This is a genomic window from Hydrotalea lipotrueae, from assembly GCF_019249625.1.
GTDB classification, from domain to species: domain Bacteria; phylum Bacteroidota; class Bacteroidia; order Chitinophagales; family Chitinophagaceae; genus Hydrotalea; species Hydrotalea flava.
Map to the genome: position 1 here is coordinate 48,653 of NZ_JAESDL010000005.1, position 19,731 is coordinate 68,383.

Consider the following 19,731-nt stretch of genomic DNA (forward strand, 5'->3'; position numbering starts at 1 on the left):
TTTGCCAACGCCTGCATTTTAAAATTTGGGCAATCCCGGATGCGTGGCAATGGCATGATGAATTAATTGCAGCAGTTGCTCATATTCTGCACCTTCAGGTACCAAACGTGGTGCCCGAACATAGGTACTACCTAAACCAGTTACCATTTGCGCCAGTTTAATATATTGCACTAATTTAGGATGAATGTCTAATTCCAGCAAAGGTAAAAACCAGCGATGTAGTGCAACCGCTTCATCATATCGTTTTGCTTTCACTAATTGATATAATGCAACCGTTTCTTTCGGAAATGCGTTCACCAATCCGGCAACCCATCCATCGGCACCCATCATAAAACATTCTGCAGCAATGGTATCTACACCGCACAATATGGAGAACCGGTTACCGAAATGATTTTTCAGCCTTGATACGTTTGTAACGTTTCGGGTAGATTCTTTAATAGCCACAATATTGGCTATTGGTTCCAGCGCTTCCAATATTTCGATGGTAATTTCTGTACCATAGTCAACCGGATTATTGTATAGCATTATTGGCAATGAAGTAGCCTCTGCAACGGTCTTTAAAAAATAAATTGTTTCCCTTTCATCGCTTTTATAACGCATAGGGGGCAACAACATAAAACCACTAACAAAATTTTTTGTACCAAGCTCAACTTGTTGAATCGCTTCATTTATAGTTGCCGCTGCAATGTTCAATAATACCGGAACGGTTCGGTTGCTTACAGCCGCTGCAGTTTGCAATAAAATTTGCTTTTCATCCAAAGTTAGCACTGCCGCCTCACCTAATGACCCGCCAACAATTAAACCATTTACGCCGGCAGCTAATTGCACATGAATGTTTTTGGAAAACAACGCCACATCAATCGTATCATTAGCGGTAAAAGGAGTAGTTAGTGCAGGAAAAATTCCTTTCCATTCTGTTACTGCCATCATTTTTTTTATAAAGCTAAGGAACTAAAGGAATTGAAAACACAGTTCAGAACAATTATTTTAAAAAGGAAAATACCCGTTGAAAAAACGATAAATCATTCCGATTGCCGGTTGCAACAATACATGCCGCCAAATGCGATAGTTCTGCTACCGGCGTCCAGTCATCTAAGCCTTCATACCAAACTTTATCTGATAATTTTTAAACCGCGTTTTGTTATTTTTCTTAAGTTAAAAGGGTCTATAATCAATTTATTTTTTCTTAAAATATAAATTTTTTTCACTCAGTAAATACTTTTTTTTCAATCAGGCAAAGCAATCTAATCAAATTTATTCTCTCAAAAACGAATTCGTTAAAAAACTATTGCATTTGTTGTACTGCTTTTTCAAAGGTTTCATCATTTGCATTCATAATTTCATAATAACCGGCAGAGCCAAAAAGCTGACGTGCCATTAAAGCCCTGATGCGTAAAGCCAGTTCTTTTTTTGCAATGTCGGATTGAGGCATCTTCAGTGTATCTGATTTAAGATAGGTTTCCAGTTCACTCCACTGGGCATTGTTCAATTGAAAAGCCTGTTCAAATGCACGAATAGTTTTAAAATTATCAAAATAACTTCTATTCCTTAGATAAAACTTATATACAAACCAGTTGATGGTGTTTTTTGAAAAAATTTTATTCAGCGAAGAACGTAACAAAGTAGTATCATACGGAACAAAAATATCAGGGGTAATTCCACCGCCGCCATAAACCAAATGCCCATTGGGTGTTTTGTAGGCGGGTCCTTTTAATTTAGAAGAATCTAATTTTAGCAATTCGCCATCATGAAAGCGGTTAATAAGTTCATCTTCATAAGCTTCTTTGCCTTTATTATAAGGCTTCTGAATATTTCTTCCCAGCGGGGTGTAATAACGTGCTACAGTTAACCGAAGTGCCCCTCCGTTACTTAGTTGAAATTGCTGTTGCACCAATCCTTTACCAAAAGTTCTGCGTCCAATAATGGTAGCGCGGTTCCAGTCTTGCAAAGCACCAGATAATACCTCACTGGCCGAAGCTGTGGTTTCATTCACCAAAACCACCAATGGATTTTTTTCAAAAATACCGTCTCTTTTACAGCGGTAATCTATTCTGGGAGAATGGGCACCTTCGGTATATACGATTAATTTTTCATCATCCAAAAACTGATCGGCAATAGCAGTAGCTTCCGTTAATATTCCGCCTCCATTACCACGTAAATCAAGAATTAATTTTTTCATTCCCTGCTTTTGCAAACTTTCTAATTTTTGCATAAACTCTTCAAAAGTACGCTCGCCGAAACGGTTAATTTTAAGATATCCAATTTCAGGTGTAACCATGTAAGCCACTTCAACTGAAGGTACCAGTATGCTTCCGCGTTTTACCGTAATATTTTTCAATTGACCGTTGCGCAACAATGTAATTTTTACTAATGAACCAGCTGGACCACGCAATTTATTTTTGATGCTATCTGGATTCATATTTCCTACTAACCCAATAGAATCGTTGGCTTTTAATAATGCATCTCCTACTGCAATACCTGCCTGAGCAGCCGGTCCATTCGGAACAACGTTTACCACATTAATGGTATCATTGAAAATTTGAAATTCAACGCCAATTCCCTGAAAATTGCCCATCAATTCTTCATTTACTTCTTTCACATCTTTAGGAGGAATATAAATGGAATGAGGATCCAAATTGGCCAGCGATTGTTCAATCACCACTTGTTTAAAACTATCCGGACGAATGGCATCAACGTATTTGTTATTAATTAAATCTATTACTTCCTGTACAGAAGAAGGGTTACCATTGTGCAAAAAACTTCCGGATGAGGTGGTAACATTTAGCTGATAACCGAGTACCATACCTATTACTAAAATAATGGATAATAACAATGGCAACCAAATACTTAATTTTTTTCCTGACATAATATGATGCTTCTTTGTATCTTAATTCAAGATTGCGAATATCCGTATTAATGTTGAAATGACTGATTCATTGTTCAACACTACCGTAAAAAACAATTTGTTATGGCTATTAAATTGATTGCAGACAATGGCGCTACCAAATGCGAATGGTGCCTGATTCAACCTCGCAAAAAAACAGTTTTTACAACACAGGGGCTAAGTCCGTATTTTCTGTCCAAAGGCACCATGATTAAAATTATACAAACAGAAGTTTTACCCCATCTAAAACAAGCACAGGCAATTGATGAAATTTATTTTTATGGCACAGGTTTAAGCAATATAAATCATGTTAAAATGATGCGGGCAGTATTAAAAACCCTGTTTAAACAGGCTGCTATTGAAATAAATACCGACATTCTGGCTGCCGCCAGAGCATTGTGTGGCCATGAAAAAGGAATTGCCTGCATTTTGGGTACCGGCTCAAACTCCTGTTATTTTAATGGCAAAAAAATTATCAAGAACAGTCCGGGTATAGGATATATTTTAGGTGATGAAGGCAGTGGCGCTTATTTGGGCAAAAAGGTAATTCAATATTATTTATACCAAACATTTGATGCCGACCTAATGGATCGTTTTAACCAAAAATATGCCTTAACACCAAAAGAAATTTTAGAAAATGTATACCAACAACCTTTGGCCAATCGTTATTTAGCCGGGTTTGCTTTATTTCTTGCAGAAAACCGCGGCCATTATATGATTGAAAATATTATAGAGGATGGATTGAATGATTTTTTTTATCAGCATTTATTAAAATACAAAGAAATTTGGGAATATCCTATTAATTTTATTGGCAGTGTTGCATTTGGATTTAGCGATATTTTGCAGGAACTTTGCCAGGTTTATGAAATACAAATTGGCAAAATACTGCAAAAGCCAATGCAGGGGCTGATTGAATACCACCGATAATTAAGTTTTATGCGTGAATTAATGAGAATTACAGAACAACCTTCTCCGTACAGACATTTAGAGAAAATGTCTATAAAAGAACTATTGCAAAAAATCAATCAGGAAGACAAAACCGTTCCGCTTGCTGTTGAAAAAGCCATTCCGCAAATAGAAAATCTGGTAGCTGCCATTACAGATGTAATGCTGGCCGGTGGCCGTTTATTTTACTTAGGTGCCGGCACCAGTGGCCGCCTCGGTATTTTAGATGCCAGCGAATGTCCCCCAACCTATGGTGTTCCTTACGGGCTGGTAGTAGGCATTATTGCCGGGGGTGATAAAGCCATTACCCACGCCGTAGAAAATGCAGAAGATAGCTTAGAACAGGGCTGGAAAGATTTAGAAAGCTACAGAGTAACAAAAAATGATTTTGTAATTGGCTTAGCTGCCAGTGGTACAACCCCTTATGTAGTGGGTACTTTAGAAGCCTGTAAAAAAAGAAATATACCCACCGGAAGTATTTCCTGTAACCCTCACTCTACTATCAGTTCAATAGCTGATTATCCGGTTGAAATAATTGTAGGCCCCGAATTTGTTACCGGCAGTACCCGCATGAAAAGCGGCACTGCCCAAAAACTGGTATTGAATATGATTTCAACCAGTGTAATGATTCAATTAGGACGAGTTGAAGACAATAAAATGGTAAATATGCAGCTCACCAACGCCAAGCTGGTAGACAGAGGTGCAAAAATGGTAATGGAACATTTGCACAACCATAACTACGAACAGGCAAAATCTTTATTATTGCAGTATGGCAGCGTAAAAAAAGCAATTGAGGCCGCCAGAACAAATCACCATGCATAATATTGAACCTTTTTATAACTGGCGGCATATTTATATTTCTGAAGAAGACAAACACTCTCCTTTCTATGGAAAAACATATAGTGAATTTGAATATTCACAAACCATCTATAACTATTATATTCATCCGCAATGGGACGATTTTGGAAGTAAAACACTGTACCTTAAAATACTTTTTGCAGATTACGACTATCATTATGCCATAATTGAAATGATTGGCGAATGGAATGATGCCATTGAAAACGATATTATGGAACTGAAGCGGGAAGTATTAGACCCATTATTTTCGGAACACATTACCAAATACATTTTAATTACTGAAAATGTATTGAATTTCCATAGCAGCGACAGGGAGTATTATCAGGAATGGTTTGATGAGGTTACCGAAGAAAACGGCTGGATTGTAGCTTTAAATATGCCTGAAGCCACACAACAGGATTTTAGAAAGAAAAAATTAAATTATTACATTGAACTGTTAGATATACCTGAATGGCGCGTTTTTAAACCACAACATTTATTTAGGAAAATTGATGATATGTTTCAAAAACGTTTGGAATAACAAAATACCACACTTCAATTCAAAGGATTCTAATACCCATTTTGTTACTCGCATGGTTTCCTGTAAATTCACATTTCATTCATGGTATGAAAGTCCTTACATTTTTTTTCCTGCTTTTTATACTTTCCACCAAATTGTTGGCGCAACATCCTGCAGTAGGATTAACCTTAAGTGGGGGTGGCGCAAAAGGATTAGCCCATATTGGCGTATTAAAAGCAATCGATTCTGCTCAACTACCTATAAAATATGTTACAGGCACCAGTATGGGTGCTGTAATTGGTTCTTTATATGCATTGGGATACTCGGCAGATACCATTGAACAAATAGCCAGGCAAACCAACTGGGATCAATTACTCTCCAACAATATTTCGCTCCGATCCTTCAGCATGCAGGAAAAAGTAGATTACGGCAAATATGCCATTGAACTGCCCTGGGTAAACAATAGCTTCCGACTACCCAGTGGCGTAATTGAATCAGAAGAGTTATGGCTAAAATTAAATGAATTGTACTTTCCTGCTTATAAAATAAAAAACTTTAAAAAATTTTCAAAGTCGTTTGAATGCATCGCCACAAACATTTCTACCGGCGATGGCGTGGTATTAGACAGTAACGAAATTGTATATGCCATTCGTTCCAGCATGGCCATACCTTCTGTTTTTACTGCCGTAAATTATCAGGGGAAAAAATTAGTAGATGGTGGCGTGGTAAGAAACTTTCCGGTAATTGATGCACAAAAAATGGGAGCAGATTTTTTAATTGGCAGTAATGTAGCCAGTGGCTTATTACCGAAAGATAAAATTAATAATATTATTCAGGTACTGTTACAAATAGCATTTTTCAGAAATGATGAAGATGCCATTAAAGAGAAAGCCCTTTGCAATATTTATATTCCGCATGATTTAGAAGATTACAACATGGGCAGTTTTGGCTCGGCTGATGAAATTATTGATTCAGGTAATAAAACCGGTGAAAAATATTATCCCATTTTTAAACATCTTGCCGATTCGCTGCAAGCTTTGTATGGCAATCTGCATTTTCAAAAACAGGCATTGCCAAACCTACGTGCAGTAAAAATTACTGCATGTAGTATAAATGGCCTGCATCAAACAGATGCCAATTTCTTTTTAAAAAGAATGCAGTTTACTCTGAACCAATGGTATACTGCAGTTGATTTGTCGGAACATATTCGCAAAGCCTTTGGCACGAGATATTACAATAAAATTTTATATTCATTGCTACCCATTACAGATAGTACTGCACAAATAGTATTTGATGTTGAAGAAAATCCCTTAACATTTGCCAAACTTGGCGTAAATTACAATCAGTTTACAGGCATTAGTTTAATTGCCAATATTACCAGTCGCGATTTTTTTACGCCCTATTCTAAAAGTCAGGTAACAGTAAATATTGGGGAGAATATGAGATTGCGCGGTGAGCATATTCAATATTTTGGCAAACACAAATTATTTTCATTGACTGCCACTACACAAATTGAATCATTAAACATTAACAGTTACAATAATTTTACCAAACAGGGATTATTTAAACAAGGCTATTTTTTGGCTGATGTTAATTTACGCTACTCGCCAACGCGTGAACTTTCGCTAGGTGCGGGCACCCGATTTGAAAATTTAAATTATCATCCACAATTGCCCGCAGCCTTTGAAGCCCGGGGAGGCATCAGTTATTTGAACCCTTATTTGTTTATCAAAGCCAATTCTTTAACCAACCCCATTTACCCGAAAAATGGCAGTAAAACAGATATAGAATTTGGAGAAGTCATCAATCAAAATCCTAATATAGAATATTATTTAAATGGCAATGAAATTTCTAATCCCGATTCACTTGGCATTCATTACAAAAGTTATTACAGAGCGTTTGTAAATGCCGAAAAATATATTCCACTCACCAAACGAAAAACTTTATTTACCCAATTTCAGGGCGGATTGAATTGGAGAAATACCGGTGATGTAATTAATGCCTTTAATGTGGGCGGCTTAACAAATGTGTATAAAAACCAAATTACATTTGCAGGATTGGCAGAAGGATCCGTTGTTACCAATAGCATTGCAGCCATGCAGGTTGGATTGCGTTATCAGATATTTAACAATGGTTATATCATCACAAAAGCCAATGGTGCTTTTTATGATTTTGTAGATGGAAATTTTATGCCTGAAAAAGCCAAATTTTTATCGGGCTATTCTATTTCATTTGGCTATAATTTTGTATTAGGACCATTAGAAATCAGTGCTATGTATTCTGATCAGAGTAAAATGTTGCTTCCTTACATTAATCTGGGTATTCCATTTTAATACCCAACAACCAGCTGAACAGATTGTTATACTTATAGCCAACAAACAATGAATGAATTGGATGGAAGATTATTATCAAATATTACGGGTTGCACCCAATGCCAGTGATGGCGCCATCAGAAAAGCGTATCGAAAATTAGCCATGCAGTATCATCCTGATAAAACCGGCAATTCAGAAATGTTGGATGATTATTTTAAAAAAATAAATGAGGCCTATACTGTTCTTTCCAATCCCGAACAACGCAGGGCCTTTCATTTAAAATATTATGCAGCACATTTACCTGCCTATACCATTACAAATGGTGCTTCAATATTGGCTGAATGTATACAACTACAGAAAAAAGTACTACAACAAGCCGATAACGTTAATGAAGATGCCGTATTATTGATGGTTACTGAAATTATTTTATCAGCCAATAATCTGTTGATTTTAAAAGAAGAATCAAATACAATTTTAATTGAAAAAATACGAAGCCAACTCATTGCTTTATTACATGCATTGAACTACAAGAACAGCCTGCAATTATATGAAACCATTGAAATCAGACTATCCTTTGATGGTACTACACAAAAAACTGCAATAGAAAAACTATTGCAGGAAAAGAAACAACGTTATTATTGGGATAAATATAAATTTTTTGTAGCCCTTTTAGCCGCTATTTTAATCTGTATAGGCATTTATAAGATTGCATAAAAGCCGGTATAGACTCCATTATTGCGCAAATACTTTTTTCAACAAATCGGTTGTTCGGGCAACAGGATCTTTTCTGATTTTTTGCTCTTCCTGTGCAACCTGATAAAACAAACCATCCAGCGCTTTTTCGGTAACATATCCTGTTAAATCAGGATTTATTTTTTTTACAAACGGAACTTTATTATAGGTTGAGAAAACGCTATTCCAGTATTTGGTAGCATCTACTTTCACCAATGATTGTTCAACAATTGGTTTAAAAGAAGTGGTTAATGATGCAGTTGTTTTTTCTCTTAAATAATGGGTAGCTGCAGAATCTCCTCCTTTTAAAAGTTGCATACCATCCTGAATGATCATGCCTTTAATGGCATTTACAAAAATAGGAGCAGCACTCTTTGCAGCATCTTCAGCAGCGCGGTTCATGGTTAAAATAGCATTATCTACTTCGTTACCCAAACCCATGTTACGCAATGTATTTTCAACTTTTTGAGCCTCAGGTGGCATTAAAATTTTAATAGCATTGTTTTTAAAATAACCATCCAGTGACGAAAGTTGTGTAACACTTTTATTCGCACCCACTTCCAACGCCTGTTTTAAGCCATCAATAATATCATCTTTAGAAAGCCCGGTACCTGAACCATTGCCCTTTACCAAATTACCCAGCGCCGCAACGCCATTCGCAACACTTGAATCTTTGGCATTATTTTTCAATAAGCCTTTTAAAAGTTGGGCATGGGAAGTAAATATTGAAAAACAAAAAAAACTAAGAAACACTAAAATCAATTTCATTATAAAAAATTTTACCAAATATAAATATGATTAATAACTTGATTTACTACTAACTTTTATAACAACAAATTTAAACAGCGAAACAAAAACTTATTTGAATCGCTGTTAAAAATAGTTAAAAATTGAACTATACTAAAAGGGAGGATCATTAGGCGTATTTGGATTATCATTTCTTTCGACAAATGGAAAAGGTAAATAGTTTCTTTTACGTTCAGAAACGTTTCTGTTAAATCTTCTTTCATCAATTAATTTTAAACCAGACATATAAAGTTCAATACATCTGTTCTTATAAATTTTGTTTAATAAATCATTTTGATCTGTATAACTAGTTGGTGGAAGGTTAGCACCAATCCCGAATGGATCTGAAGAAGGTGATTTAGTTACAACAATATTTAGTTGAATTAAAGCATTTGGCAAGTCATTTAGTCTGGCATAAGCTTCTGCCTTAATTAAAGTCATTTCTCCTGGCAAATAAACAGGTATACTACCTGTGGAAGTATTAAAAAAGCCTTTTATTCTATAAATTGGTGCAATGGCATTTGTAGATAAATAAAATGGTAAACGAGCATCACTCGGATCTGGCTGAATACCTGCTGGTAGGCCAAGATTACTATCTGTTGGCTGATATACATTATTTGTCGAGGCCGCAATTGAAAAAATTGGATTTAATGTAATAGTATTATAATTGAAAATAGATTTAGTACTTAAATTAACTAAGTTAGCTGCTGAAAGTGCATCAGAATAATTACCAACAAATAAAGAATATCTTGCCTTTAATGCGTATAAAGTATTCAGTAAATCTATACCTGCCGGTATATTATTCAAAAAAGAAGTATTTGGAGATGTTGTATTTATTACATTAATAGCATTATTTATAACACCAAGTGCTTTATTAAATCCATCATTACTACTTATAAAATTTACTTTAGAGCCAATGGTATCAGGGATATTGTTCCAAAAAGTTGCTAAATTTCCCATAGCTAAAGCTTTAAATATTGATGCATAAGCCAATAACCCACTTGCATAGCCCGGGTCTTTTACAACAGATAAATTATTCATGATATTATTTGCATCAGCTATAATTTTATTAGAAACAGACCACATACTTGTAGCAATTCCATTGGTGTTTAAAACAAAATTACCTCCTGCATAAAATTGCTGCTCATCTGTATTGCCTGCATTTACAACAAATAATTCATTTGCCAATAGGCCACTTGTTGAGATGTAATTGTATACATTACCTCCTCTGCCCGCAGTATACCAATTTTGCAATCCTACAGCAACGGCAGTAAGTGATTGAGGAGAATTAAAAGCCTGTTGGACAGATGGACCGGAAGGATCTGTAAATTTTTTTGAACATGAAGTAATTAAAATTACAAATAAAAATAGAAATACATTTATATTATTTTTCATAAAATAAAATTTAAAAATTAAAATTTAGTATTAATTCCTATACTGAATGTTTTAGGAATTGGCACGGTACCAAAATCAATACCACGTAGAATAGTACTTTGCCCGCCGGCATTTACTTCCGGATCGTACCCTTTATAGTTATCCCATGAAATTAAATTTCGTCCACTTAAATTTACAGTTAAATCTTTAAAATATTTTATATTACCAATTCGATAAGCAATTGAAATTTCTCTAAGTTTTACAAAACTACCATTATCAATTCTCCATTCTTGTATTGGATACACGCCGGCAACATAACCTCGAGGTATTTGCCCTAAATCTTCTTGCTGAGCTATAACACCATTATCTACCCCCTGTCGTGTTCTAAAATCAGCATTAAATACATCAACTCCTTGTACGGCATCTATTTGTATGTGTAATAAAAACTTTCGATAGGTAAAATCATTTGTAATTGTTCCTGTATATTTTGGATTGGGATTACCTATTACTTTCTGTAATACAGAACCGGAGGGGAGGCCAGACTGGTTTCTGCCCGGAGTATAATTCAGTACCGAATTTTGTGTTCCTGCTTCAGTTAGTGGTATTCCGGAAGTATTTTTAATTAATCCGCCATTGTTATCTCTGGCAAAGAATGTTCCATAAAAAACACCTATTGGTTGTCCGGCAATAATTGCAACCGGAGCACCTCCATTGGTATTATACAAAATAAGTTGCTGGCCGATATTGGTAGCTTCATTTTTATTGTGATTATAAATTATTGTAGATTCCCAAGTAAAATTTTTCTTTTGAACAGGAACAAGATTTAAGACAAGTTCGTAACCCTGATTTTTAAGTGAACCTATATTATCCCATAAACTCGAATAACCATTTGTAGGTGCAATTAAACGATTTATAATTAAATCGGTCACTTTCTTATTATAGTAGTTAAAAGTTACATTTATACGATTATTAAAGAATGCCATATCAGTTCCTATCTCAATCTCATTTTGCCTTTCCGGTTTAATATCTGGGTTTGTATATGCACTGCCGGTTTGGAAAGAAGCACGCCCTAAAAATGGAGAAGCAAATAGTGTATTAAACCTTCCATAAGCAGGTATTCCTGTCAAATTTCCTGATTCACCATAAGCTGACCTGATTTTAAACAGATTCCACCAATTTGATAATCTAAGTTTTCCCCAAAAATCAGTACCGGAAATAACATAGCTTCCACTAAGTTTTGTATATACCTGATTTCTTTGCGATGTGGCAAAAACTGATGAACCGTCTACTCTTATTGCCCCGGTAACAAAAAATTGATTCCTGTATTTAAAATTCTGTTGGATAAATTCTCCGGAAATTGAAACCTCACTTCGTTGATCAGATCCTGGTAACAAAGTACTTGCTCCACCTACCGATTGTACACTTGGTGGTAAGCCTCTCCCCTGCAATAATGTATAATAATTTTTAATATACTGTTGAGAATAACCAAGTTGAGTTACTGAAGAAAGATTTTTATTGATATTAAACCGATAAGTTAAATTAGCATCATGATTAATTTGAAAATAAGTATTTGTGGCTGTACTTGCATATCCATTTAATGTGGGATCTAATGTTGGCCCTCCGCCATAAAATGCAGTACTTACATTATAAGCATAAGGGGGTAAATAAGTAATTCCATTTTGAGCATAATTATCAATTCCCATGTGGTAATCAAAAGATAAATTTTTAATTGGATTTATTTTTAACCCAATACCACTTATTATTCTGCTAACAGTTTGCTTTTGTTTAAAATCTTCAATTACCGAAACTGGATTTACCCTTCCTCTTTCACCAACAGCCTGAATATTCCCTAATGCATCTCTCTTCTGAATATCATAATAATTACCAATAATAGTTACTGCATTAGTTGGCGAAAAAAAAGTATTACCATCTGGCTTTTCATTATCAAAATCGTAAATATAATTTGTAGTTAAATTAAAAGACATCCATTTTGTCATTATTTGCTCTAAATTCAATCGAAAACTATATCTGCTAAAATTTGTGTTTCTTATAATACCTTCATTATATAAATACCCAGCCGATGCATAATATTTGGTTTTATCCTTACCCCCGGAAACAGAAATATTATTTTCATTCCTTAACCCTGTTTGAAAAATATAATCTTGATAATTATAACGTTGAACAGCAGTAGTGTTTGTTATAGATGGCGTTAAAATAGTTTGGGTTTGCAACATAGGATCCCCGCCAAATTTAACAGGCGCAATATTTACCGGTATTTGTTTTCGAAGCTGATTAATTCCAACATTTGTTGAAAAATTAACAACAGGCGCTCCGATACTTCCTCTTTTTGTAAAAATTTGAATTACCCCTGCATTTGCACGTGATCCATAAACGGCAGTTGCAGCAGCACCATTTAATACCTCAATATGATCAATGTCTTCAGGATTTATATCAGCTAATCTATTGGTACCTATAGTACCTACAAAATTTTGCCCTGAATAACTTGGATCTGTATTTGTAACTCTGTTTGTTGAATTATCAACTATTACGCCATCTATTATGTAAAGCGGCTCAGATGAACCAGAAATCGTACTAATTCCCCGCAATCTCACAGATATCCCTCCTGCAGGGTCACCTGAATTTTGTGTAATCTGTGCCCCTGCTGTTTTTCCCTGCAAAGCAGCTAAAACATTGCCACTTGTAGCATTAGCTAACTGATCTGATTTTACAGTTGCAATATAACTTCCTAATTGACGCTTGGTAGTACCTTCAGAAGTACCTGTTACCACTACTTCATCTAATTGTGTTGCTAGACTTTGTAATATAATTACAACAGATTTTGTATTTACTTTAATGTGCTGATTTAAAAACCCTATATGTGTTACCATTAAAGTCTGGCCAATTTTTGCCTTTATAGAAAAAGCACCATTCTCGTCAGACTGTGAAACTATGTTTGTTCCTTGAACTTTGATTGTAACACCTTCTAACGGTAATTTACTTTCTGCATCTAAAATTTTTCCTGAAATAATAGATGTTTGCGCAGTTAGTTCTTGAATACTTCCTAAAATGAAAGTAAGAAACAAAATAAAGAATAAGCAGTTTTTAATTCTTCTTCTCATAAATAGAGTTTTGGTTAATTAAATATTTCCAGAAAGTAGCCGTAATCTATTTATAAAAAACATGAACAAATGCAGAATAACGCAATAAAACGCAATAATAAAATTATTTTTCTTCTACATAAATGTAAAGATGCCTTTTAATAATAGCATCACATAATTACATAAAAAATTCTAAGAAAAAAAATAAAAATCGGCAAAATTTTACATTTTTATTTAAAAAACGCAAAATATTGCAACATTAAAACAGCATAATACACCTTAAAATGCCTGAGATGGTACTTATAAAATTTGAAGACCGGCAGTTTTATAGGGCTCTAAGCGAGAATGTGTAGGCTCTAATTCAGTAATAAGGGTATGAATGGCATCTAATTTACAAACCTGCAAGCGTTGTACCGTGTTTACTTTTTCTGAAATAGCTAATGAAACCGTTTTTAACGCACTGCTAATCATGGCTCTTTTTACTTCAATTACTTCCCATTCTAAATCAGTAATGCCTTTTTCCGCGTCAATGCTATTAGTACCTAAAAAACAGATATCGGCGGTTATTTCGCTTAAACGAGTTACAACTTCGGCACCAACAGCAATTTGTGCGTTTTTAGACAGTAAATTTCCCAAAAAAATAACCTGACTGTTGGGATGATTTAATAACTCCAATGCTACCGGAAGGCTTACTGTAATGAATGTTACACTCAATTCTTTTGGTAAAACTTTTACCATTTCTACAATGGTAGTACCACCTGACAGGAGTACAAACATACCATCTCTTAATAAAGCAATGGCCTTTTGAGCAATCATACGCTTTTCTGTTTGCTGGTATACCACATTGCTCTGTAAAGTAAAATGGAAGGCTTTCGATAATGCACCACCATGTACTTTGGTTATTTTACCCTGCTCATCCAACTCCTGTAAATCGCGCCGAATGGTATCTTCACTTACATTCATTTGCACGCTTAAATCAGACGATAATACTTTGTTATGGATATTAATTTGTTGCAGAATATATGCCTGCCTTTCCTTTTTTAACATATTAATATTTTTGTAAGGCCACTAAACTACAAATAAATTTTTTAAACCACCTGCTAATTGCAGATATTCGTATTTGCAAATTGTATGATTACCCCACAAACCATAGAACAAATTAAAAACCGTATCGATATACTCGATGTAATTGGCGATTATGTAAAACTAAAAAAACGCGGTGCCAATTATTTGGGTTTGTGCCCTTTCCATAATGAAAAAACTCCTTCCTTCACCGTATCGCCGGTTAAAGAACTGTACAAATGTTTTGGATGTGGTAAAAGTGGTAATACCATTACTTTTTTAATGGAACATAACAAATTAAGTTATGTTGAGGCTTTAAAATGGCTGGCAGAAAGATACCATGTACCCATTGAAGAAACCGAGGTAAGTGCCGAACAGGTTCAACAGCAGCAAACTGCAGATAGCCTGTATATCCTCAACAGCCATGCCCAGAAATTTTTTTCAAATGCATTGTTTCATACAGAAGAAGGCCGGCAAATTGCACTGAGTTATTTGTATGAAAGAGATTTTTCCGATGCGATTATCGAAAAGTTTCAGTTGGGATATAACCCTTCCACCAATCATCCACTATCCAACTATTTAATCAGTTATCAGTTCAATCCCGAACTTTTGTTGAAGTCAGGATTGGTTGTTCGAAGAAATGAATCTGACTGGGTAGATAATTACCGGAACAGAATCATTTTTCCCATCCACAACAATACCGGAAAAATTATTGGCTTTGGGGCCAGAATTATTGGCAAAAACGATAAAGCACCCAAATACATCAATACACCTGAAAACGAAATTTACGTTAAAAGCAAAGTACTGTATGGTATTTACTTTGCCCGTCAGGCTATTGATAAGGCTGATGAATGTTTATTGGTGGAAGGATATACAGATGTGATTAGTCTGCATCAGGCAGGTATTGAGAATGTTGTGGCCAGTGGTGGCACTTCCCTCACTATCGATCAATTGCGCAACATTAAAAAATACACCAACAACTTAACCATTATTTATGATGGTGATACTGCCGGTGTTAAAGCAGCATTAAGAGGATTGGATATGGCGCTGGAAGAAGGCCTGAATGTAAAACTGGTACTGATTCCGGATAATGAAGACCCCGATAGTTATGTTCGCCAATTGGGATCCGTTGCCTTTAATGAATTTGTTGCTGCCAATAAAAAAGATTTTATTCTTTTTCAATTAGAGTTATTGCTGAAAGAGGCGGGGAATGATGTGGCAAAAAAAAATGCAGTGGTGAATCAAATTGCGGAAAGCCTCAGTAAAATTAATAAAGTTGAAGATTTTTCTAAACAGCATCATTATATAAAGCAAAGTGCTGCATTACTAAATGTAGATGAGGCAGGTTTATATAACCTGATTAATACCTACAAAAGAAATGAAATATCAAAAGCAGAAAAGAAAAATAGTTTTGCTGATGCTTCAACCACGTCTACACTGCCATCACAACCCAATACTGCAACCGAAGAAATTTCGTTGCTGCAACAGGATGAATTACAGGAACGTAATTTACTGCGTGCCTTATTGGAGCATGGTTTAAAGCAATGGGATGAAACCATGACGATGGCTGATTTTGTTTTTCAGGAAATTGAAAATTTTGAAATTGAAAATGATTTAATTAACCAAACCATTCAAGAGTACAGGCAGTTATATGAACAGGATAAACAACCCGATGCAAAAACATTTTTGTACCATGAAAACAATGCCATCAGGCAGTTGGTAATTACCACCACCGTTTCGCCATTTGAACTGAGCCAGAAATGGGATGAAAAAATTGAAGGCCTGAATATTACCAACCGGGATGTAGCACATCAGGATATTTTATTAAGCGTTGATTATTTTAAACTTAGGAAAATAAAAAAAATGTTTGTGCAAAACCAGAAAGATATGGAAAATGCAAGTATGGAGGAGCAAATACGTTTAATAGAAGTGCACAAGCATTTAAAAGCAATTGAACGGGAACTTACACAGAAAATAGGTACCGTTATTTTAAAATAATTTATTGCAGATCCATCTCCATCAGCATATCGCTGTAACTATATTGCAATAATTCTTCTTCATGTATATTCAGCGCATCCATATAAGCAGTACATTGTGCCTGCAATTCCTGTTCTGTTTTTTCGGGATGTAATAAATTACTGGCTTCTATTTCTACAAAAAAACCTAAGCCAACCACTTCATCGATATGAAATTTTACATTTTCAATGAAGAAAATTTTTCTTTTTTTATCAACCACAATTTTTTTACCAATTGCACGGGTTAACATATCTAACAGTATATTACTGTCTTTTACCTGTACCAATTGAAAATAAGATGGTTTGGGGCCTGACTGATTGGAGCGTTCATAATAAATAAGATTATTTTCAATATTTCCCTGACGCAATTTCAGTCTGCCGTTTTCAACCTTAAAATAAGTATCTTTCTGAAAGTCAATACCTTTAAAATCAGCACCTGCACCAATTAAAAATGCTTCCACTTTTTCGGGGTGAAAGCATTTTGCTTTAATTTCTATATTAATAAATGCCATAATTTATTTTTCGAGCGGATTTTTCTTACCCGCCATTAATTTTTCAATAACAGCTTCCAGCCTGCGCTGCCTGGTATCTTGTTTTTTTGCCCCTTCAATCCAGCTTACATATTCTTTTTGATGAGAAACCGGCAATGCAGCAAAAATTTCTTTTGCTTTTTTATGTTTCGTAAAAATTTTTTCTAATTCAACAGGCGGCACAATTAAATTCTTATCAAAATCAATTCTCTTTTTGGTTTCTTTTTTTGGTTCATTTTCAACCACACCGCTAACAGAAACAACGGTTTCTTCAACCACAACGGCAGAGGCAAGTTTTTTAAACCGCATCGCACTCCATACATGGTCAATTTCTACCTGATCAATTGTTTCATACCCTTTATCGGTTAAACAGGCCCAACTGCAATCTCTGTTTAAATCACTTACAATTTTGCTGGTTTGCTTTGGAAATGCTATCCAAAGTTTGCTTTCCATGTGTAAAGCTGCAAATACTTCTTTTAAAATAGTATTTAACTGGCAAATATTAATGGCAAAAATGAGTGCAAAATCAACCTTTTTCGACTTTAATAAAGGTGTAACATTTTTAGCGTAAGATAGCTTAACGAATTGTTTTTCAATGGAAGAAGGCAGTCCTTGTATAAGAATTGCCCTTTCATTATTTAATTCTAACTTTTCAAATAAACTCTGATTTGACATGCCTAAAACAAATTTCAGGTGATGTAATTGGGAGATGAACAGGATTGCAAAATTAATGAAAATAATCTGTTTTTGCCGATATTTTTAAGAATGAATCTTAAACAGGACAAATATTTACCGATTATTACCGACCTAATTACCTGATACCGGATGATAATAGGTTAATGCTTCGGGCATTAAAGCCTCTAATTTTTGAATTCTGTCTGCATCTGCCGGGTGATCGCTCAGGAAAACGGGTGGTTTGGCGCCTCCTAAAGCCTCCATTCTTTTCCAAAATGGTATCGCTTCCCGAGGGTCATATCCTGCCATTGCAGCGAATATGAGGCCATAATGATCGGCCTCATATTCCTGTTTTCGTGAGTTGGGTAATAAAACACCTACCTGAGCGGTAGGGGCATATACCTGATTAAATAAATTAACTGCTCTTGTATTGGTTGCCAAAGCCACATTTCCGGCTACTTCAATACCTTGTGCTAAAAGTTGCTGGCTCATTCTTTCACGACCGTGCCCTGCAACCGCATGGGTAATTTCGTGCCCTAAAACAATGGCTAATGCGGTTTCATTTTGCGTAACCGGTAAAATTCCGGTATATACTACCACTTTTCCACCGGGCATACACCAGGCATTAATTTCTTTACTATCTACCAAATTAAATTCCCAATGATAATTTTTCAGTGCGTTGGGTTGTCCATGTTCCGTATAATATTTCTGAATGGCTTCGGCAATTCTATGCCCTACCCTTTGTACCATTTCTGCATCTTTAGTAGTTGCAGGCACTACTTTATTAACCGACAAAAAAGATTGATATTGTGTAATAGCCATTGCCTGCACATCACTTTCAGGCACCAAACTTAACTGACTTCTTCCGGTAATAGAATTTCGGCTACAACCACTTATTGCCAGCATAAGTATACCAGAAAATGCAAAGAAATAATACTTTTTTAAAGCATAAAATAGATGCGCTGCTTTCATATAAATTTTTATTTAAAATAAAATCACATAATATTTTTAAATTATTTATATTTTTAGTTACGGTATTACGGCTCATACACTAATCAAACTAATGCCGAAGCGCATATATTCGCAGAATTGACAGAAAAATGATGTGCAATATAATTACACATAAAGTGAGGTATAGCAGTGCAATAGAATTATTCATTCCTTTTTTTTCGCCTGTCTCTGTGTTTCAGAATAGGAACTTTACTCTCAGTACCCTTTATCATACGCGAAATATTTTTTTGGTGCGTTAAAATGATCATCAGGGCTACAATTACAGCAAATATGCGGTACAAGGTTTCTTTTTCATTAAAAATAAAAAGTATTAAAACCATAAAAGCAACACCTGCCAGTATGGAACTTAAAGAAACAAAACGAGTTAAATACAATACAATTAAAAACACGCCTATACAACTTACTGCAACAATGGGTTGAATGGCCAATGCCATACCAAACAAAGTAGCTACACCCTTCCCTCCTTTAAATCCGGCCCAAATGGGGAAAATATGGCCAAGTACTGCAGCCAATCCTAATCCAATCATTAAATTGGTACGATGCAATTCATTGGTTAAATATTCAGGGTAAAGTATATAGAGCGAAGTAGCAACAACGCCTTTCAACATATCCATTATCATCACAAAAGTGCCCCATTTACTGCCCAGCACTCTGTAGGTGTTGGTAGCACCGGCGTTACCGCTGCCATAATCCCGAATATCGATTCCAAAAAAACGTTTACTTACCCAAACTGATGTAGGAACAGAACCAATTAAATAGGCTGCTATGATGAGTATGATCTCTTTCATTTGTACAAATGTCTTCTATTACAAGTTAACCACAGGTGTTATAAATAATTAAATTAAGAATTTATATATACTACACTGTAATTTATTGAAATTGGGATGCCAAATATAAACTTCCTTCCTTAAAAAATCAGAATTATTTCATATCGAAAATTAGTTAGAAA

General features: G+C 35.1%; 16 protein-coding genes. 6 read left to right on the top strand and 10 right to left on the bottom strand.

What is annotated here, in order from left to right; translation table 11 throughout:
- Window positions 1-18: 18 nt before the first annotated feature.
- Window positions 19-930, bottom strand: a complete 912-nt coding sequence (locus JK139_RS04815; RefSeq protein ID WP_228733123.1) for a dihydrodipicolinate synthase family protein — start codon at window positions 928-930, stop codon at window positions 19-21.
- A 355-nt stretch (window positions 931-1,285) separates the two neighbouring features.
- Complete coding sequence (locus JK139_RS04820; protein WP_074420103.1) at window positions 1,286-2,866, bottom strand: S41 family peptidase; 1,581 nt, start codon at window positions 2,864-2,866, stop codon at window positions 1,286-1,288.
- A 102-nt stretch (window positions 2,867-2,968) separates the two neighbouring features.
- On the opposite strand from JK139_RS04820, the gene JK139_RS04825 reads away from it, so the two are divergent.
- The 5 genes from JK139_RS04825 (at window position 2,969) to JK139_RS04845 (ending at window position 8,213) form a co-directional block, all read left to right on the top strand.
- Entirely contained in the window at window positions 2,969-3,811 is an 843-nt protein-coding gene (locus JK139_RS04825; RefSeq protein WP_081301292.1) for an N-acetylglucosamine kinase, read from the top strand.
- A 9-nt stretch (window positions 3,812-3,820) separates the two neighbouring features.
- Window positions 3,821-4,651, top strand: coding sequence for an N-acetylmuramic acid 6-phosphate etherase (gene murQ, locus JK139_RS04830; RefSeq protein ID WP_074420102.1), 831 nt, complete (start codon window positions 3,821-3,823; stop codon window positions 4,649-4,651).
- Window positions 4,644-5,207, top strand: coding sequence for a hypothetical protein (locus tag JK139_RS04835; protein WP_074420101.1), 564 nt, complete (start codon window positions 4,644-4,646; stop codon window positions 5,205-5,207). The genes murQ and JK139_RS04835 overlap by 8 nt, the downstream gene beginning before the upstream one ends.
- An 86-nt stretch (window positions 5,208-5,293) precedes the next feature.
- Entirely contained in the window at window positions 5,294-7,519 is a 2,226-nt protein-coding gene (locus tag JK139_RS04840) for a patatin-like phospholipase family protein (protein WP_074420100.1), read from the top strand.
- Window positions 7,520-7,571: 52 nt separating this feature from the next.
- On the top strand, window positions 7,572-8,213 hold the full coding sequence (locus tag JK139_RS04845; RefSeq protein ID WP_074420099.1) for a J domain-containing protein: 642 nt from the start codon (window positions 7,572-7,574) through the stop codon (window positions 8,211-8,213).
- An 18-nt stretch (window positions 8,214-8,231) separates the two neighbouring features.
- Here JK139_RS04845 and JK139_RS04850 read toward each other — a convergent pair whose 3' ends face one another.
- The 4 genes from JK139_RS04850 to JK139_RS04865 form a co-directional block, all read right to left on the bottom strand.
- Window positions 8,232-8,999, bottom strand: coding sequence for a DUF4197 domain-containing protein (locus tag JK139_RS04850; protein ID WP_074420098.1), 768 nt, complete (start codon window positions 8,997-8,999; stop codon window positions 8,232-8,234).
- A 132-nt stretch (window positions 9,000-9,131) separates the two neighbouring features.
- Window positions 9,132-10,412: a RagB/SusD family nutrient uptake outer membrane protein gene (locus tag JK139_RS04855; protein ID WP_074420097.1), complete on the bottom strand. Its 1,281-nt coding sequence runs from the start codon at window positions 10,410-10,412 to the stop codon at window positions 9,132-9,134.
- A gap of 17 nt (window positions 10,413-10,429) precedes the next feature.
- Window positions 10,430-13,510, bottom strand: a complete 3,081-nt coding sequence (locus JK139_RS04860; protein WP_074420887.1) for a SusC/RagA family TonB-linked outer membrane protein — start codon at window positions 13,508-13,510, stop codon at window positions 10,430-10,432.
- A gap of 279 nt (window positions 13,511-13,789) precedes the next feature.
- Window positions 13,790-14,536 carry a DeoR/GlpR family DNA-binding transcription regulator gene (locus JK139_RS04865; protein ID WP_074420541.1) on the bottom strand — a complete coding sequence of 249 codons (747 nt, stop codon included), beginning with the start codon at window positions 14,534-14,536 and terminating at the stop codon, window positions 13,790-13,792.
- Between the two features lie 84 nt (window positions 14,537-14,620).
- Here JK139_RS04865 and dnaG point away from each other — a divergent pair, with 84 nt between their 5' ends.
- Window positions 14,621-16,549 (top strand): DNA primase, encoded by a 1,929-nt coding sequence (dnaG, locus tag JK139_RS04870; RefSeq protein WP_074420886.1) that lies wholly within the window; start codon window positions 14,621-14,623, stop codon window positions 16,547-16,549.
- 1 nt (window position 16,550) lies between these two features.
- Here dnaG and JK139_RS04875 read toward each other — a convergent pair whose 3' ends face one another.
- From JK139_RS04875 to plsY, 4 genes are all read right to left on the bottom strand, one after another.
- The gene (locus JK139_RS04875) at window positions 16,551-17,078 is read right to left on the bottom strand and encodes a class IV adenylate cyclase (RefSeq protein ID WP_074420885.1); all 528 of its coding nucleotides are present in this window, start codon (window positions 17,076-17,078) and stop codon (window positions 16,551-16,553) included.
- Between the two features lie 3 nt (window positions 17,079-17,081).
- A complete protein-coding gene (locus tag JK139_RS04880; RefSeq protein WP_074420884.1) occupies window positions 17,082-17,771 on the bottom strand; it encodes a YdeI/OmpD-associated family protein in 690 nt (229 codons plus the stop codon).
- A gap of 132 nt (window positions 17,772-17,903) precedes the next feature.
- Window positions 17,904-18,743, bottom strand: coding sequence for a M48 family metallopeptidase (locus JK139_RS04885; protein WP_081301373.1), 840 nt, complete (start codon window positions 18,741-18,743; stop codon window positions 17,904-17,906).
- A 179-nt stretch (window positions 18,744-18,922) separates the two neighbouring features.
- On the bottom strand, window positions 18,923-19,570 hold the full coding sequence (gene plsY / locus JK139_RS04890; RefSeq protein WP_074420883.1) for a glycerol-3-phosphate 1-O-acyltransferase PlsY: 648 nt from the start codon (window positions 19,568-19,570) through the stop codon (window positions 18,923-18,925).
- Between the last annotated feature and the right edge of the window lie 161 nt (window positions 19,571-19,731).

Coding starts and splice junctions, on each gene's coding strand:
- JK139_RS04815 (WP_228733123.1), bottom strand. CDS start 930: ATGATGGCAGTAACAGAATGGAAAGGAATTTTTCCTGCACTAACTACT.
- JK139_RS04820 (WP_074420103.1), bottom strand. CDS start 2,866: ATGTCAGGAAAAAAATTAAGTATTTGGTTGCCATTGTTATTATCCATT.
- JK139_RS04825 (WP_081301292.1), top strand. CDS start 2,969: ATGGCTATTAAATTGATTGCAGACAATGGCGCTACCAAATGCGAATGG.
- murQ (WP_074420102.1), top strand. CDS start 3,821: ATGCGTGAATTAATGAGAATTACAGAACAACCTTCTCCGTACAGACAT.
- JK139_RS04835 (WP_074420101.1), top strand. CDS start 4,644: ATGCATAATATTGAACCTTTTTATAACTGGCGGCATATTTATATTTCT.
- JK139_RS04840 (WP_074420100.1), top strand. CDS start 5,294: ATGAAAGTCCTTACATTTTTTTTCCTGCTTTTTATACTTTCCACCAAA.
- JK139_RS04845 (WP_074420099.1), top strand. CDS start 7,572: ATGAATTGGATGGAAGATTATTATCAAATATTACGGGTTGCACCCAAT.
- JK139_RS04850 (WP_074420098.1), bottom strand. CDS start 8,999: ATGAAATTGATTTTAGTGTTTCTTAGTTTTTTTTGTTTTTCAATATTT.
- JK139_RS04855 (WP_074420097.1), bottom strand. CDS start 10,412: ATGAAAAATAATATAAATGTATTTCTATTTTTATTTGTAATTTTAATT.
- JK139_RS04860 (WP_074420887.1), bottom strand. CDS start 13,510: ATGAGAAGAAGAATTAAAAACTGCTTATTCTTTATTTTGTTTCTTACT.
- JK139_RS04865 (WP_074420541.1), bottom strand. CDS start 14,536: ATGTTAAAAAAGGAAAGGCAGGCATATATTCTGCAACAAATTAATATC.
- dnaG (WP_074420886.1), top strand. CDS start 14,621: ATGATTACCCCACAAACCATAGAACAAATTAAAAACCGTATCGATATA.
- JK139_RS04875 (WP_074420885.1), bottom strand. CDS start 17,078: ATGGCATTTATTAATATAGAAATTAAAGCAAAATGCTTTCACCCCGAA.
- JK139_RS04880 (WP_074420884.1), bottom strand. CDS start 17,771: ATGTCAAATCAGAGTTTATTTGAAAAGTTAGAATTAAATAATGAAAGG.
- JK139_RS04885 (WP_081301373.1), bottom strand. CDS start 18,743: ATGAAAGCAGCGCATCTATTTTATGCTTTAAAAAAGTATTATTTCTTT.
- plsY (WP_074420883.1), bottom strand. CDS start 19,570: ATGAAAGAGATCATACTCATCATAGCAGCCTATTTAATTGGTTCTGTT.